This is a genomic window from Allomuricauda sp. TY007 (assembly GCF_010468565.1).
Lineage (GTDB): Bacteria > Bacteroidota > Bacteroidia > Flavobacteriales > Flavobacteriaceae > Flagellimonas.
This window is the reverse complement of the sequence record NZ_WUEG01000018.1, coordinates 1-18,047: the sequence shown is the minus strand read 5'-3', so window position 1 is coordinate 18,047 and position 18,047 is coordinate 1. Positions and strand designations below refer to the sequence as shown.

At 43.9% G+C, this 18,047-nt stretch carries 12 protein-coding genes; 6 read left to right on the top strand and 6 right to left on the bottom strand.

Going from position 1 to position 18,047, the window contains the following annotated elements; translation table 11 throughout:
- Window positions 1–538: 538 nt before the first annotated feature.
- From GO009_RS15865 to GO009_RS15840, 6 genes are all read right to left on the bottom strand, one after another.
- Window positions 539–1,063 carry an RNA polymerase sigma-70 factor gene (locus GO009_RS15865; protein WP_163627645.1) on the bottom strand — a complete coding sequence of 175 codons (525 nt, stop codon included), beginning with the start codon at window positions 1,061–1,063 and terminating at the stop codon, window positions 539–541.
- A 151-nt stretch (window positions 1,064–1,214) separates the two neighbouring features.
- Window positions 1,215–1,847 (bottom strand): endonuclease/exonuclease/phosphatase family protein, encoded by a 633-nt coding sequence (locus GO009_RS15860; protein ID WP_163627643.1) that lies wholly within the window; start codon window positions 1,845–1,847, stop codon window positions 1,215–1,217.
- A 9-nt stretch (window positions 1,848–1,856) separates the two neighbouring features.
- Complete coding sequence (locus GO009_RS15855; protein ID WP_163627641.1) at window positions 1,857–2,072, bottom strand: hypothetical protein; 216 nt, start codon at window positions 2,070–2,072, stop codon at window positions 1,857–1,859.
- 19 nt (window positions 2,073–2,091) lie between these two features.
- Window positions 2,092–3,825, bottom strand: coding sequence for a RagB/SusD family nutrient uptake outer membrane protein (locus GO009_RS15850; protein WP_163627638.1), 1,734 nt, complete (start codon window positions 3,823–3,825; stop codon window positions 2,092–2,094).
- Between the two features lie 13 nt (window positions 3,826–3,838).
- Entirely contained in the window at window positions 3,839–7,348 is a 3,510-nt protein-coding gene (locus GO009_RS15845) for a TonB-dependent receptor (protein WP_163627636.1), read from the bottom strand.
- Window positions 7,349–7,433: 85 nt separating this feature from the next.
- Window positions 7,434–8,384, bottom strand: coding sequence for a FecR family protein (locus tag GO009_RS15840; protein WP_163627635.1), 951 nt, complete (start codon window positions 8,382–8,384; stop codon window positions 7,434–7,436).
- A gap of 309 nt (window positions 8,385–8,693) precedes the next feature.
- Between GO009_RS15840 and GO009_RS15835 the strand changes: the two genes are divergently transcribed.
- The 6 genes from GO009_RS15835 to GO009_RS15810 all read left to right on the top strand — a co-directional run.
- A complete protein-coding gene (locus GO009_RS15835) occupies window positions 8,694–9,353 on the top strand; it encodes an RNA polymerase sigma factor (protein WP_163627633.1) in 660 nt (219 codons plus the stop codon).
- A 150-nt stretch (window positions 9,354–9,503) separates the two neighbouring features.
- On the top strand, window positions 9,504–10,724 hold the full coding sequence (locus GO009_RS15830) for a FecR family protein (RefSeq protein WP_163627631.1): 1,221 nt from the start codon (window positions 9,504–9,506) through the stop codon (window positions 10,722–10,724).
- 194 nt (window positions 10,725–10,918) lie between these two features.
- The gene (locus GO009_RS15825) at window positions 10,919–14,497 is read left to right on the top strand and encodes a SusC/RagA family TonB-linked outer membrane protein (protein ID WP_163627629.1); all 3,579 of its coding nucleotides are present in this window, start codon (window positions 10,919–10,921) and stop codon (window positions 14,495–14,497) included.
- 15 nt (window positions 14,498–14,512) lie between these two features.
- The gene (locus tag GO009_RS15820) at window positions 14,513–15,919 is read left to right on the top strand and encodes a RagB/SusD family nutrient uptake outer membrane protein (protein WP_163627627.1); all 1,407 of its coding nucleotides are present in this window, start codon (window positions 14,513–14,515) and stop codon (window positions 15,917–15,919) included.
- Between the two features lie 17 nt (window positions 15,920–15,936).
- The gene (locus GO009_RS15815) at window positions 15,937–17,118 is read left to right on the top strand and encodes a TlpA disulfide reductase family protein (RefSeq protein ID WP_163627625.1); all 1,182 of its coding nucleotides are present in this window, start codon (window positions 15,937–15,939) and stop codon (window positions 17,116–17,118) included.
- Between the two features lie 172 nt (window positions 17,119–17,290).
- Window positions 17,291–18,047, top strand: a 757-nt coding sequence (locus GO009_RS15810) for a protein-disulfide reductase DsbD domain-containing protein (RefSeq protein ID WP_262887026.1), incomplete at its 3' end; no start/stop codon positions are given.

Sequence of the window (18,047 nt, the reverse complement as noted above, 5' to 3'; positions counted from 1 at the left end):
ACTCAAAGTTAGGGCAATATCGGCACCGATGAACACCGAACCGTAATATTGATAAGCATTCAGTAAAATGTATAATTGTTTTTTGAAACGTGACCCTATTACACTCATAAGATGCACTATAAATCGGTCAATAAGCAATCAAATACATCTCAAAGACAACACTGCCGACCACCTGAAAATCTTTGGAAGGCTACAAACTAAGAGTTGAGCACCAAAACAATTGATGAAATGAAAAGATAAAAAAAGAACCTGCGTTACTAGAACCTGGGAAGTCTACCTGAATCCTTTTAATTTAATTTTATGGAAATTATTCTAGTTTTTGGGTATTTCCATTTCCCAAAAATGATGATGACCCCCATTCTTTCCCGTAAGGAAAATTTGACCATGTTGTGGAGATGATTAACGGACCCCTACATATTTAAGACATGTTCACGACTAAGAAATAAGGTTTATTAGCTCAAGCACACATTGCATCAAAAGTTCAGCAGTGCCTTTAGAAATTCAGCACCTTACAAACAATGATAAACAAGTTTGCCATTTATATGGTTTTAAAGTGCTGCAATGCATTACTGATGTGGGTTTCCACCGTTCTAACGGATATATTGAGTTCTTCAGCAATCTCCTTGTTCTGGTACATTTTGATCCGACTCAGGTAGAATACATTGCGACAGCGCTGGGGCAATCTGTTCAAAGTGGACTGGAATTCCTTTTCCAAGTCATTCTCTTGCAATTTGTCCTCAATACTGTCAAGACTTGAAAAAGAAGCGATGATATCCTCATCCAAATCCACATATTTGTTCCTTTTGTAAATATTGATGATTTTGTTCTTAAGTGCTGTTTTAAGGTAAGCACCCAAATTTTCTATTACGAGAACCTCTCTTTTTTCCCAAAGACCGACAAACAATTCCTGAAGAAGGTCCTCCGCTATCTGTTGATCCTTCACGAGTGCCATGGTGTAGGTAAATAATTTTCGAAAATAACGGCTGTAAAGAATCTGAAAGGAATCCCGACATTCCTTTTTCAAATTTTCCAACAATTCCTGATCACTTGATTCGTAATACATTTAGATGTGGGGTTTGTACTCCTAAATTACAGGTCCCCAACAAATATTTAGGAGACCTAAGCTTTATAAATAGGTTAAAAAACGGTTAAACGGTTTAAAACAAAAGGCCCGAACCCTATACGGGCACGAGCCTTTTTCAACAAACTAACTATTAAAAACTCAAACAAACTATTATTGGAAAATGGTCCGACACGTAATTTTTACCACGTTGGCCATCCAACGTATGGTGTTTGTGCACGGACACTTTAGGATCACAAAAGATATAATCGATTCGTTCCCGGCTTTGTTCGGGCTCCAAGGCAAAGCCATTAAACGTATAAATTGGACCGTACTTTCGCTCGGCGCTTTCCTTGGCATCCGTTATATAAAAATCGCTGTCCAATCCAGTTTTTGTAAGAATGGAATACGCCTCGAACGACGGTGAAAAATTAAAATCCCCTGTAATCACAAATGGAAGGTCGCCTACAATTTGATTGACCCGTTCCTTCAGGAGCTTTGCGCTCTCCAATTGCGCCGTTCTGCCCTTGTGGTCAAAATGGGTATTGAAAAAATAGAATTCTTTACCGGAACTTTTGACCTTGAGCTTGACCCAGGTCACAATCCTCGGCAGTGCAGCATCCCATCCCTTGGAATTTGCTACTTCAGGGGTTTCCGATAACCAAAAGGTATCATTATCCAATAGTTCGAATACATCTTTTTTGAAGAACACCGGGCAATATTCACCTTCGTTCCCTCCATTTCTACCTATCCCAATATGATCGTATCCCGGAAGTCTTTGGACCATATCTGCCAATTAGGACGCAATGACTTCTTGTGCCCCGAAAACATCCACATCAAAAAAGTCCATACTTTGGCATACCCAGTCCTTTCTGTTTTCCCAAATATTGATCCCATCATTTGGATTGGCATACCTGATGTTGAAGGTTGCCACATTCAAGGAACCGGCTTTTTGGGCAAAGGAAAATTGGCACAGGGCCAAAACTATCGTGCTTATTATTCTTAGTTTCATTCGATGATCATTTTAAGTTCTATTCCCAGCCGGGATTTTGGGTTAGATTTGGATTTAATTGTAACTCGACACGTGGGATTGGATACAGGTAATCTCGCTCTTCATTAAAAGTCCTGGTATTGAAATCAGGTTGGGGATCAACCAAGCCATTGCCATCAAAAAATATGTCGGAATCAATACGGATATATTGAACACCTTGTACCTGTCCGGAAGGTTCCTCCCCTTCGTACAAAACCACGTCAAATTCACCATCATTGTCCATATCGTAATCCCCTACCCCTGGAAAATAAAGTCCCCTCAAGGGCTGCGTCAGTGTTTGTCCTGACTTCCATCTCACAATATCGTCCCATCTGTGGTTCTCCATATAGAGCTCGATCCTGCGCTCTCTCCGTATCTCCAAAATGATCCCACTATTGGCGCCACTAACTGTTGGATATTGATCTTGCATAAATGGATCTGGGTTTGCATTGGCCTGTGCCATATCCATTGCCGGCATGCCCACACGGTCTCTCAACAATTGGATTGAGATATCCAAATCGGATTGTGTCAAGGTACCCAACTCGGCTTTGGCCTCCGCATAGTTCAACAATACCTCTCCAAACCGTAAAATGGGAAGATCTGTGATAGACTCATCATTGGTATCATAGACGGGTTCGGTAACATATTTGGTCAATTGGTATCCGGTCATGGTCGCACCAAGATTGGGAGCAAGTTCCATGGATTCCCCTTTTCGGGTATAGCCCGGGGTCCGAATGGTCTGGGAAAGTCTGGGATCCCTATTGGCAACTTCCGCGGTAAAGAACAATTGGTCATAATTGGGATTGTCCGTAAACCGTGTTCCGTCCTGCATCAAATAACTGTTCACCAAATCCTTGGGCATTCCCGGTCTACCATAAGAGGAGGTTGTGGTATAATAGTTCACATTGTGATCAACTGCCACGGTCTGTGAAAATTGACGGCTCAATATCATCTCACTGGTCTGTGCATCATGGGAATTGAAGAGTTCCATATAGTCTGTGTCAGGATTGCCCGTTGCATATACTTCATAAGGTGATTTGTCCATAAGCTCCATAGCAGCATCAACCGAAGCGTTCAAATAGGTTTCATATCCACTGATACCCCTATATTTTTCATAAGTCCCCTCATAGAGCCCAACCCTTGATTTCAGGGCCAATGCACTGTACTTGGTGATACGATAGGCCTGTACCTCCTCGTTCAGCCCATCGATGGCCCTGTCCAGATCCTCAAGGATCCTGTCAACAATGAATTGTCTGCTCTCTCTGGGTGCCTGAAGTTTCTCCATATCATCCGGGTCTATGGTTTCATCATAATAGGGTACACCGCCAAAGCGCTTCAACTTCTGAAAATAGAAGTAGGCCCTAAAAAAGTAAGCAACGCCTCCATAATGCCTCTTGGCCGCCTCATCCTCGCACTTTTCATAATTTTCAAGGAAATAGTTGATATCCCTCAAATCTTCCCAGTCCCAACCACCACCAGTGGTTGGGATGGTTCTTGCCCCACGCATTTCCTCACTGAGGGTCGTGGATACAATATTGTCCGCCCTGGCATCACCATCGTAGATGGCGGTACTGGGGAACATTCTATAAAACCCGTTGGTATAGAGTTGCAGATCACTTGCCTTAAGGAAAAAATTATCCGCTGTCACATCGGACAAGGGCTGCTTGTCCAGAAAGTCATCGCTACATCCGACCATTAGCAGAATGCAGATCATTATTGAATATTTGAATTTCATGATACTTGATATTTTAGAATTGCAATGAAACACCTAATGAATATATTTTGGAAAATGGAGTTGTCTGTGCGGTACTTCTGTTGGTCGAGGTGGACGGTGCGTTAAGGTTCACTGAGTTGCTCGCCGCCTCCGGATCGATATAATCGGTCAACTTACTAAAGGTCAAAAGGTTTTCACCACTGAAATAGAACCTCAGCTTCTGGAACGGCAATCGTTGGGTCACCTTTTGTGGCAAGGTGTAACCGAACGTGAGGTTTTTGAGCCTTAAATACGAAACATCTTGGAGGTACCTATTGTTGACGGCCCCCAAGGCATCACTATCCGAAAGGGCAATGTACCCGAACAATCTTGGGAAATAGGCATCCGGGTTCTCCGGTGACCAAATATTATCGACCATATCCTTTCTGATAAAGGAATCATAGGGACGGTTGTACATGGCCCAGAAAATCCTTGAGTCCCTGTGCGGATACCAGTCTTGCTTACCAACACCTTGGAAAAACGCTGAAAAATCAAATCCTTTATAGGCCGCATTGATTCGGAAGCTATATAAATATTGTGGCGCTGTATTTCCGATTATCCTTCGGTCACCCGGATTATCTGCTGTGTTCTCCCCCTCACTGATCACCCCATCATTATTGAGATCTATATATTTGACATCCCCGGGCTGGAGACCTCCAGCGGCAACAATCCTATTGGACACCCGTGTCTGATCGGCATGGGCCGCCACCTCGGCCTCGGACTGGAACAATCCTTCCACATGGTAACCCCATAGCTCACCGATGGTCATTCCTTCATAATAATCCAGCAAACTATTGCTCGGGTTGTTGAACCTGGTGATCTTGGTAATGGAATTCGATAGGGTTCCCACAATAGAGAAATCGAAACGATCTTTGCCCTGACCAAATGAATCATTGTACCCCAAGGACAGTTCAAAGCCCCGTGTTCTCAGGTCCGCGGCATTTTCCTGTGGAGAGGGCGCACCCAATACACTGGGCAATGTGGCACCTTGGGTGAGCATCCCTTCGGTATTGCGCTGGTACCAATCAAAGCTGGCATTCAGTCGATTCTTGAACAAAGAAATGTCCGTCCCCATATTCAGGGTCTTTACTTCTTCCCAGGTTATGGACCTTGGATTGAGGTTGGGTGATTCTATATAATCCAAAGTACCTCCATCAAGGGCATAACCTTCATCTATGTCCTTGTTCAAAGTGGGGATATAGGCATAATCCGCAATGTTCTGGTTACCCAATGACCCATAGGATGCCCTAAGCTTTAACTGGCTGATCGTATTGGATTCCTTTAAAAAATCTTCGTTGGAAACGGCCCACCCGGCGGAAACCGATGGGAAGAAACCCCATCTATAGTCCGCGGGAAACCTTGAAGACCCATCATATCTGCCATTGAGTTCCAACAAGTACTTTTGCTTAAAGTCATAAGATAATCGGTAAAACACCCCTTGCAGGGCCCATGCGGACGCACTCCCGGTCGCCTCGGCATTGGAGGTTGCCAAGCCCAAGGAATTCAAGTCATCCGATATACTGTTCAGCTTACTGGCCTCAATACTTTTTGTATCAAAGGACTCTTGATTAAAACCGGCCATGGCACTGAAAAAGTGGTTCCCCAATTGCTTTTTGTATTCCCCGTACAGGTTGAAGGCATTGTAACTGGATTGGGTGTTGTACTCCCGAAGTCTATCACTGCCCATCGTTCCAACTTCCCCGACAAAAATGGAATACGGGATCCGGGTGGACCTTTGATACCGGTTAAACGTCCTTTTTCGAAGCGAGTAACTGGCCGTCACATCCAATCCTTCCAAGGGTGAGAACACGGCACTGGCGATATTGGAAAACTCTTGATTGTCCGTTCCCTGCTTGGACTTTCCATGCAACAGGGCGGCATAGACCCCATCCCCAACGGTATAGTTGTTCAGTTCCGTTCTCCATAAAGCATTACCATCCGGGTTTGTGGGCATATAGGCCGGCAAGGCGTGCACCCAGATCAAACTGCCCCAGGGACTGGCATAGTCACCATATTGGCTACCGCCATGTTGAAGGTCACTGGACCTGTTATATTGCATATTATTGGTAAAGGTCAACATGTCATTGACATCCACTTCCAGTTTGCCCCTAAGGTTGTACTGCTTATAAATATCATCCTGGACCTTCAATATCCCTGTGGATTGATAATTTCTATAGGAGAAGAAAGTCCTGACTTTTTCAGATCCCCCTGAAAGGGAGACATTGGTGATATGGGAGGGGGAACTTTTTCTAAAAAAGGTGTTCCACCAGTCCGTGGCCCCATAGTGGATATACTGGTCCCTACCGTTGCGGTTGTCGATTACTACCCTGGCCTTTGATGGGTCTTGGGATACTTCCAACAAGGCTGCATAATCCTGCTCTGTATAGCCAGTATAGGACCTGCCCACAGCCGTCCTGAAAGCCTCATCGACCAACATGGTCGATAGGTAAGGGTCGGTCACAAAATCGGTGTTCATTGTAGGTGAACTGAATGCCGTGGTATGGTTTACATCAACAACAATATTACCCTCCTTGGCCCGCTTGGTCTGCACCAAGACAACTCCAAAGGCGCCTCTGGCCCCATAAATGGCCGAGGCACCGGCATCTTTCAACACACTTATGGACTCAATATCACTAGGGTTCAAGTTGTTGATATCGCCTTCCACTCCATCGACTATAATCAAAGGAGAGCCACCATTAATGGAGGTAAAACCACGGATATTGATCCTAGGGGGGTCACTGGGACTCCCACTGCTTTGGGTAATGTTCAAACCGGGACTCACGCCCTGTAGGGCATTCACCGCATTGGGCACGGGCCGGTTCTCTATGGAGGCCACATCCACGGTACTTACCGCATCGATCAACTTCTCCCTGCTTTTTTCACCATATCCAACTACCACCACTTCATCCAACATTTGTTGGTTGGGCTGAAGCGTGACATTCAAACTGGATTGGTTTTGATCGACTTGGATGGACTTGGTGACCATTCCCAAATAGGAAAATTCCAGGGTTGCCCCGGCCTTTATGGTGATGGAAAAATTACCGTCAAAATCGGTTATGGTACCATTTGAGGTACCTGCTTCCATAACATTTGCACCCATCATTGGATTTCCCTCATCGTCAAGTACTTTTCCCAAAACCTTTATCTCCTCTTGCGTTCGTGGAGCCAACTTTACGGTGACCGTGGATGAAATGATCTTGTAATTGATGGGAAAGGTTTCTGCCAAACGGTGCATGACAGTAGGTAAAGTGGCGTTGCTGAACGAAACAGTGGCCCTACTTTCCAGGTTCTCAATATCCTCGCTATATACAAAAGAAACCTCGGAAACTGATTCAATATACGCGAACAATTCAATGAGTTTACTGTTCTTTTGGGAAAGGGTAATCTTGATGTCATCTGAAAATGAACTATCACTGTTCAAGGCCAATGCCTTGAAAGAGGTCAATAAAAGCAAAAGTCCCAGTACTTTTACCTTCGTACTTATTTTTAGTATTTTTGTCTTCATTTTATGGTTTTCTATTAGTATTCTAGACTTTTAGTGAAATCACAGGCCTTTTCTATTACCGTAGAGGAGGCCATTTTTTTGGTTGTTACATAGGCGCTTTTTTTATTGGGGTTACTTCATATAGGGTTGGGGAGAGCTGTTTGAACTCGATATTCATCAAAAAGCCCAAGCTTTCCATGGTTTCTTTCAATTTTGGGTCGTTGTATTTTCCGGTAATCACTTTATCGCCCAGATCGGCATCTGTAATCTCAATGGTAACGTTATACCACCTTTCCAGTATATGGGTCGCTTCTTCCAAAGAGGTACCGTTGAAATAAATGATATTGCTAGACCATGCCCTATCGATGGATGAATCATATTTGGAAGTACGGTACCCTTTGTCCACTTTATTGTACTTGAGCTGTTCATTGGGAAGCAAGATTTCCTTTACTGCCATGGAGTCATAGACCACGACCTTTCCCTCAACAACACTTACCCTTATACTATCACTTTCTTGAAAAGCATTGATATTAAAAGAGGTTCCCAAAACCTGCGTCCTTAACTTTCCCGTCTCAATGGTAAATGGCTTTAGGGTATCTCGAAAAACATCAAAAAATGCCTCACCATTCAAGGCCACTTCCCGTCGGTCTCCCTTAAATTTTTCTGGATATCTCAGCCTGCTCCCTGCATTGAGGGTCACCATGGTTCCATCGGGAAGTTGGATCTCCTTTCTTTCACCATACGCTGTGGTCACTTCCACTACCTTAACTGAAAAATCCATAAAAGCGAAAAAGAAGGTGCCGAAAACCACCAAAATACTGGCAGCTATGGCCCATTTTCGATACACGGTTTTAAACGGAACAACTTTTTGATTTTTGTTGAGTGAAGCTTCTATTTGGCCATAGAGCCTATCATGGACTTTCTCAATATTGGATGCTTTCCCTTTATTTTTTCCTGCCTTCCCCTCCAAATATGTGTCGATCAGGACGATTTCTTCCCTTGAGGCCTCATTTTTGGAGTACCGCTCCAGTATTTTTATGAACGCTTCAGTTTTCAATAGAATGACATTTATAGTTTCTATTAACTTGACACCATAAATTCCATCCACACGTAAGCGAATATTTGCATTTAAAGATTTGATAACATATGGAAGATGGAGATAAACATCAGTTAACCTTATCCCACAACGCTATTGAGATCATCCACATAACAATGGCAACCGTTCCACCTTCGGCTGGGTGTTATGAAAATCTTTTAACCTTCATTTTTTTTGATTCCGACATTAAGGTATGATTAAGGTTTTGTAATTTTTATTTTACCTTTAACAACATATAATCGGTTGGAATTCAACAAACCTTATTGTTAATTGATATTGAAATTTGCAAATAATCGGAATCCAGATGCCAGTGATACAGGTAAGGCATCTAAGGCAGGGACAGGTAATGTGCCAGGTCCATCCGATGTACAGCTTTGGAGCGAATTTCAATCTGGGAGTGAAGCAGCCTTTGCGACCATTTATAAGAACAATGTCGATCGGTTATATGCTTATGGGCTCAAATTGGTCAGGGATAAGGAACTGGTCATGGATGCCATCCAGGACCTTTTTGTGGAATTATGGGATACCAAGGAGCGCCTTGGGAAAGTAAGGTCCATCAAATCCTACCTCTATAAATCCCTTCGGAGAAAGTTGATAGCCAAGGCCGTTAAATTGAGGGCCGTTACGGCAGAATTTATCGATGGGGATTTTTACCCCGAAGGTGAGCCTTCTCCAGAGCGTAGCCTTATTGAAAAGCAACATTTCGATTTGCAACGAAAAAAAATAAAGAAAGCCCTTTCATCCCTGAACAAGAACCAACAAGAAATCGTCCATTTAAAATATAACGGGGGTCTGAGCTATCAGGAGATTGCCGAGACACTGGACTTGGACAAAAAAGCGGTATATAACCTTATGGCAAGAGCAATCCATCAGCTTCGTTCCATACTCGTTACCTTTCTTTTTATGGGGATATTATTGTCCTCGCTTTAAATTGCCCACAATATTTTTATTCTCTAAAAGCCCATTAATACTGGGGTCTTTTATTTTTTTTGAAAAAACTTAAATAAAATTGAAGTAAAAAGTCATTTTTTCTCTCTTGTTAATAAACTAGGGCTGTCCCAAGTTCAAATTATCGGCAAGATGAAGTACAACAATTTTAAAGTGGATGATTTTATCCAAGATGAATATTTCCAAAAATGGGTGCTGCACAGCGATACCATGACCGATAATTTTTGGGACAATTGGTTGGCCCGAAATCCCGATAAGAAGGATGTTGTCGAAAAGGCCAAAGAGATGGTACGCCTATTGGCCAGTGATGAGGATAGGCTTGCCAAGGAAGATTTTGACTCTATGTGGCAAAATATTGTTGAGCAACGGACGAAATCAAGTACCTACGATTCCCACGAAAGCAAAACGACGAAGTTTGGACCAAGGGCAATCTTAAGGATAGCTGCCGTTTTTGTGGGATTGATGGCATTGTCCATTGCCATTTATCAATATGGTTCTTTCACTTCGGTCAACGATGTTTCCCTTCCAGCCGGATCTCAAATCACATTGGAACTGCAGGATGGAACAATAAAAACGATAAATGAAAACCAATCGGGGGCCATCCACACATCGGAAGGCGACAAGGTCGTAAACCAACAATACAATGTACTGGTCTATAATAATAGTGATGAAGGCGATGATGATGATGGGAAAACCTTGGAGTATAACCAACTTACCGTGCCCTATGGAAAAAAGTTTGAGCTGATTCTGTCCGATGGTTCCCATATCTTTTTGAATTCGGGATCAAAACTTCGCTACCCCGTCACATTTTTGAAAGACCAGGCCAGGGATGTTTTCTTGGATGGTGAGGCCTATTTTTCGGTTTCCAAGGATCAAGCAAGGCCCTTTACGGTCGTGACCGATGATATGAACACCCAAGTGTACGGCACCGAGTTCAATGTGTCGAGCTACAAAAATGAAAAAAACACCTTTACGGTACTGGTAGAAGGAAGTGTCGGTGTTTACCACTCCAATAATGTCCAGGGCTCCAAACCCATTGCCATTGTTCCCGGACAAAGGGCGGTTTACGAAAATGGCGCCATAGATGTGGAGATGGCCAACATCGACAAGTATATTGGGTGGAAACAAGGCAAGCTGGTGTTTGTGGATGATCGTTTTGAACTTATTCTGAAGGAGCTGGAACGAAATTTTGATGTTCGCTTTGAAAATCAATACGAGGCCTTGAACGACATGGAGTTTACGGGAAGCTTTGCCTATGGCGAACCTTTAGAGAAAATTTTGAGAATCTGTAGGGAACATACCCCGTTCGCCTATACCAGAAACGGGGATACCATAACCATAACAAACAACTAACTAACAAAAAATCAATAGCCTATGAACCAAAAAAAATGACATTGAACCTAGGGACACCATTAGGTTTGATCAGTGTCCGACCATTTCTTGATGAAATATAGTAATGGGAAGGGCATAAAAGAATCGGAGGGTGCGGCAACACCCCCCGATGAAAAAATGATTTAAGTCTGAATAACAAAAACCAAATTAAAATTATGAAAAAAATTAAATCCGTGTCGAATCATTGGTGCACCCTTGCCCCATTGTTCGATTTAAAGATGAAACTGACACTCACATTTTTTCTGATCGTATTTTTTCAGATGCAGGCGGAAACCGGTTATGCCCAGACCACCAAGATCAGTCTGGACATGAAATCTGCCAGCGTTTTTGAGATTATTGAAGAGATAGAGGCAACCACGGAGTTTAGGTTCTTTTACCGCAGTGAAGAACTCAATGTGGACAGAAAGGTCGACATTCAGGTTGACAAAGAACGGATTGAAAGTGTGCTTCAAAAAGTTTTTACCGGCTCCAATACCAACTTTAAGATCATAGACAGGCACATCGTGCTCACACAAAGGAAAAATAATCCCCTTCCAACCCATCAGGATAAAGAAAAGGAAGACCAGGAAACCCAAATTTCGGGAACGGTGTCCGATAAGAACGGTATTCCTTTGTTGGGGGTGACCATAATTGTCCAAGGAACCCGAAAGGGTACCACCACCGATGAGAATGGAGAATACCGGATAGGAGCAGACCAAGGCGATGTTTTGGTCTTCAGCTACATTGGATTCAAGACCAAAGAGATTGCGGTGGGTGTTGAAAATGAGATCAACGTGACCTTGGAGGAAAGTGCCACAGAACTTGGAGAGGTGGTCATCCAATCCGGTTATCAGGCCATTTCAAGCGAACGGGTCACGGGCTCCTATTCTACCTTGGACTCGGAAGATTTTCAGACACAACGGTTGAACAGTCTTGACGCCGTGCTGGAGGGTAGGGTCGTCGGGCTTCGTGACGGCGTTGTACGGGGTGTGACTTCCATGAACGGTTTAACGACCCCTTTGTTCGTTATTGATGGTTTCCCTGTGGAACAGACCAGGTATAATGCCAACTACGGTTTGGAAGAGAACCTACCCAACATCAACATTGAAGATATAGAAAGTATCACCGTTCTTAAGGATGCCGCGGCCACATCCATATATGGCGCCCGTGCCGCCAACGGGGTTGTGGTCATACTGACCAAAAAGGCCCATGCCGGTGAAACAAACGTATCGTTCTCAAGTAATTTGACCCTTTCCCCTTACAAATATTATACCGGGAACCTGACCGGTTCCGAGGCCATTGTGGGTTTCGAAAGGGATTGGGCCAATGGCAACCCCAATCTTGAAGGTGGGGGCGCGGCATCTTACGCTTCATCCTTATTGGACAATGCCGTATATACCAGCCAGGGAATGCAAACCCTGTTGAATTTTTACGCAGGCAATAGTTCGGAATCTCAAATGAACAATACGCTCAATCGTTTAGCGGCATCTGGTTTCCGATATTATGATGACCTCGATAAATACGCCAAGCGGGATCAATACTTCCAACAATTCAATATCCGGTTCGGAAAGGCCTCTGAAAAGAACAGCTTCAATGCTTCAGCTACCTATAAGGACAATAAGTTCGAAGATATTTACTCGGATGAACAGTCATTGGGTATCAATCTGAACAACACTGCACAGATTACCGATTGGTTAACATTGGATGTGGGCACGTATATGTTCTTTAACAATGGGAAAGAACAAACGTACAACGCTTTGAATCCACAATTCGTTTATCAGCCATACAATGGATTGGTCAATGCCGATGGCTCGCCCTTTGTGTCAACAGCAGAATCTCGTTACAGTGCCTTTACCTTGCAGTCCATGGATACCTATGGTCTTTACAGTATGGATATAACGCCCATGGAAGAATTGGGGAGGAACATCAGGGAACGAAAAAACTTTTTGAACAGAAGTTTTGCCAAATTGGACGTTCAAATCAGTGATGCGTTTTCCTATAACGCCATGTTCCAATATGAATACGGGGTTGACCGTTCGGAACAATTGAGAAGTTCCGATTCCTATGCAGTACGGTCTTTGGTCAATGGTTTGGTGACCATCTCACCGACAAACCAAGCTATATTTAATTTGCCTTATGGTGATATTTCCGATAGGAGTAACCAATATTCCAACGCATACAATTTCCGCCAACAACTGAACTTTGACAAACTGTTCAATGGCGGCCATCATGTGAGTGCCATTGCCGGTACGGAAGTAAGGCACTCCAAATTGGAATACAGTGAGCATATCCGTTATGGGTACGATTCCCAAACATTGTCCTATACGCCCATCAATCAAGCAGATTTGCTGCAAGTTTATGGTTCCGTGTTTGGAGGATATCTGAGCCAAAATGATTTTTCAGCGGAAAGGGAACTGCTCAACCGCTATGTTTCTGTATACGGCAACGCTGGTTATACCTATGATTCAAGGTATTCGGTGACCGGAAGCCTGCGTTGGGACCGTTCCAACTTATGGGGTACCGATAATAAATACCAGAACAAACCGACCTGGTCGGCCGGAGCAGGATGGAACCTTCACAATGAATCGTTTTTGGACAAGGATTGGATCAACAGGTTAAAATTGCGATTTTCTTATGGGATTGGAGGTAATGTAGCCAAAAATTCCGCTCCCTATCTAACGGCGGGTTACTCCTCTAACAATAATGTTGGTGGAATACAAGGGTATGTGAGTTCTAGGCCCAATCCCCAGTTATCGTGGGAGAAGACCACCACGACCAATGTGGGTGTCGATTTTTCCTTCTTTAAAAACAGGTTGAACGGAACCGTGGATTATTACCATAAGAAAGGTGAAGATCTTTTGGCCAACAGCAATGGTGTGCCAACGGAAGGTTGGGGCTATTCCACGTATACCCTGAACAATGGAGAAATGATCAACCGAGGAGTGGAGATTACCTTAAACGGAAGTATTTTAAGGACCGAAGATTTTTCCTGGGACATAGGGGTCATGTTCGCCCATAATAAAAATGAGGTGACCTATGTCAATGTAGAAGCGCCAGTGTACTTTCTCCAATTGGACTATCCGTCCGAGTTTCCTAGGGTCGGAACAAACTATAACTCCATATATGCCTATAAATGGGCAGGGTTGAGCAGTACCGGTTTGCCCCAAGTGTATGATGCGGAACAGACCCCTGTATCCTACAATCCGGGAGATCTTGAAGCCATTGAGGATTATGGCACCACGGTTCCAATCCAGAGTGGATCCTTCAATACCTCCATAAATTATAAGGATTTTTCACTTTCCGCACTCTTCATTTATGGGATGGGACATAAGATCCGAAATACATTCCTGCCCATGTTTGACAACAGTTATTCGGGTGCAGCCGGTGGATATATTACCAATATAAGACCGGTGAACAATCGTATTGAGGATAGTTGGAGGAATCCAGGTGATGAGGCCCGTACCGATGTGCCCAGGGTGGTGTATGAATATGATCCAGAGTATAGCTACGACCTAAGATCTATTTATTCCTATGCGGACATCAACATTTTGGATGCCTCCCATGTGAGGTTAAGCAATGTGTCTCTGGCCTACAGAATGCCATCCGAGCTCGTTTCCAAACTTGGGATGAAGGGTCTACGGATGAACTTTAATGTAGAGAATGTGTTTACCCTGGCAAAAAGTAGGGATGCCAAGTATCTACTGGGCGGATACCAGACCCCCAATTTTGTACTTGGATTCAATGTAAACCTTTAATCAAAAAGTAAGATCATGAAAAATATATATACATACATCATATGTTCTTTGGCTATACTTGTTGGGCTCTCTTCCTGTGAAGAGTATTTGGACGATATTCCAAAAGGATCCAAGACCCCCTTGACATTGGCCGATTATGAAGCTTTTGTCCGTAATGAATATGGCAATCATAGGGTTAATGTCGACCAAGCGCTGAACTTGTTGAACGATAGGTTTATAAGTGAGTCCACCCTGTCTTTCAGCCCTTTGGACAAGGCCAATTACCTATGGGACGAATCCGCAGACCGCATTGCTCTGAACCGTTCGGACGAATCCACCTATTATAATAGTTATGCGAGTATTTCGACCTTCAACTTGATTATTGAAAATGCGCTGACCACTACCGAAGCCTCAGAAGGGGAGCAACGTGTGCTTTGGTCACAGGCCAAAGTGTTGCGGGCCATGAGCTATTTTAATCTGGTCAATTTCTATGCGGACACCTATGAAGCGTCCAACGCATCCGAGAAATTATCCGTCCCCCTGATTACAAGTGCTGATATCAATGCACCCAGTGAACAGGTGAGCATACAAGAAATGTACGATTTTATGTTGTCCGATATGGAAGAGGCCCTGCCTTATTTGCCAATTGAATCTGTGACCGTACTACACCCCAATTTGGGGACGGGCTATGCGTTTTTGGCACGGCTCCACCTTCAAATGGGGAATTATGATGAAGCGCTCGCCAATGCCAATCGAGCTTTGGAAGAGAATAACAGCTTATACGACTGGACAGCCTATTATCAAGCCAATGCAATGGTCATCGAGGATTCCGAATCCTACGTGGGCAAACCTTCACCCATGGGTTTTGATTATGTCGAGAATTATAATTTTAGACACGGTGCCCTTTCACGCATTACAACGGAAAACAACATTCCGGTTCACCGTGCTGAAAGGTTTGAAGCAGGGGATGCCCGTTTTCTTTCCCGTTGGAAGATAAGGACAGTTGGGGCGGAGACCTTTTACAACGCCACACTGTCCGGTTATTTCAATTATGGAGGCATCACCACAGTGGAAGTTTATCTGATCAAGGCGGAATGTCTGGCCCGTGACAATCAATGGGGAGCGGCCATGGATATCCTGAACCAAGTCAGACAGACTAGGATATTGCCCGAGTCCTATATGGAGCTGACCGCAAGCAACGAAGCTCAGGCCATGGAAGCCATCATTAAAACCAAAATGAACGAACTTATTTTGACTTTGGTTCCTTTTTGTGATGCCCGACGGTTGAATGCTGAAGGCACCTATACGATTGGATTCTCAAAAGAGTACAATGGGCAAACCTATAGCTTGGCCCCGGATTCCCATTTGTGGACCATGCCCTTTCCACAAGGTGCAGTCGACAATCCTGGTAATGGGACCATAACCCAAAACGTTGAAAAATAATTTAAAACATGTTAAAAATGATTCATAATATACATAGAATACTGGGATTGTGTCTGATATTCCTGCTTGTTTCCTGTAAGCAGGAAGGGGCAAAGCTTGAAGATTCCTTTGAGTTGGAAGGGGAAATATCCGGACTAACCAATGGAACAGCTGTGAAGTTGGTGCCCGGGGCAACCCATTCCAACGAAGATCCAATTGCGGAGACCACAGTTGAGGATGGCAAATTCCATTTTACAGGGAGCTTGGAGCAACCCCGGTTTTTTTACGTGGTGTTCGGAGATAACCAAGGATTTGTCCCGGTGATGCTGGAAAATTCAGAGATTTTGATGACAGCCTCTGCAAAAATGGGAGATACCGAGAATAAAACAATCACTTTCTCCAATGAACATATCGAAGGCTCAGAGGCCCATGATTACTATAAAGAAAGAACGGCTTTCAGAGAGGAACTGGATGTTGAGTATACTGCCATGAGAAAAGCCACGGAAAACATGAGCAACTTACTGGGGAACGCTAGGAAAAATGGTGATAAGAAAGTCCTGGACTCGCTGATGGGGACGTCAGCATATAAGGAGATGGAAAAGACTGAAAATGCTTTTTTCGATAAAGTGAAATCAACCAACAAGAAACTTATTTCCGACCATAAAGATTCGTGGTGGGGCCCCTTTTTTATGATGCACCAGTACACTTTTTTGACCCCCGAGGAAGCACCCACCTATGATGCGTTCTCCGAAGAGGCCAAAAATAGTTACTATGGGAAATTGGTCCATGAATCCGTATATCCCAAAGGATTCATCGGGGAAAAGGTATCCAACCACAGTCTTGAGGACAAGGACGGACAATCCTATGAAACCAAGAACATTATTTCCGGTAAAAAGTATGTCCTGATTGATTTTTGGGCATCTTGGTGCGCACCTTGTCGAAAGGAAATCCCCAATCTAAAAAAGGCTTATACTGAATTCTCAGGCAAGGGCTTTGAAATCTTGAGCGTCTCCATTGACAAGAAACATGATGCTTGGATCAAGGCTTTGGACCAAGAAAATATGAGTTGGCCCAACCTTTTGGACAACGGGGACCTGAGCAAGGAATTCAATGTCAAAACAATTCCGGCCACATTTTTGGTGGACGAAAATGGTGTCGTTATCGCAGAGAACCTTCGGGGCAGTGCGCTTGATGAAAAATTGGCCGAGCTGCTGAATTGAACCATAAAAAGCATGGGCAAATACCAATGACCTCTTGTTAATATTTGCCCACACCTTCCTATTTACTAGTTATTTGAATTAGCCAAAAACTACAATTGGAAAATGGCAAAAGGGGTTGTTTTACCCAAACAACCCTTTTTGGACCATTGTCCTACAATAAACGTATGCTATAATGAAAAAATACATTGGCCTTGCATTGTTCCTGTTTTGTGCATGGATGGGGAATGCGCAAATTCTTGAACCTGTCAAATGGACAACCTCCGTAAACAAAATATCGGAGACCGAATATGAACTGGTCGCCAAGGCGAGCATCGATGCTGGCTGGCATTTATACTCACAGACTGTCCCCAAGGAGGGGCCCGTTGCCACATCCTTTGCATTTGATACCACGGATGAATCTTTCAACATTATTGGAGATACCTCCGAAGATGATGGCCATACGGTGTATGACCCCGTATTTGAAATGGAAATCAAGTTCTTCGAGGATAAGGCCGTGTTCAGGCAGCAGGTGACCACTGAAGGGGATCTGTCTACCATCAACGCCATTGTTGAATATATGGTATGTGATGATACGCGTTGTCTGCCACCTGCGGAGGAGGAATTGGTATTTGATTTGAATGGACAGCAGACCAGCGGAACCACGGCCAGTGATCAAGTGCCGGGCAACGCTTTACCCGATACCGATGACGAGACGGTGGTCAATAAAGGGACTGAAGACCTGAAAGGGCTGTGGTCCATTTTTTTTATAGCCTTTATTTCCGGCTTTGCGGCCTTGCTGACGCCCTGTGTGTTCCCGATGATACCCATGACGGTCAGTTTCTTTACCAAACAGAGCAAGAACCGTGCGCAGGGGGTCAAAAACGCTGTTTTTTATGGTATCTCCATCGTATTGATCTATGTGGTGTTGGGATCACTGGTGACCGCCGTTT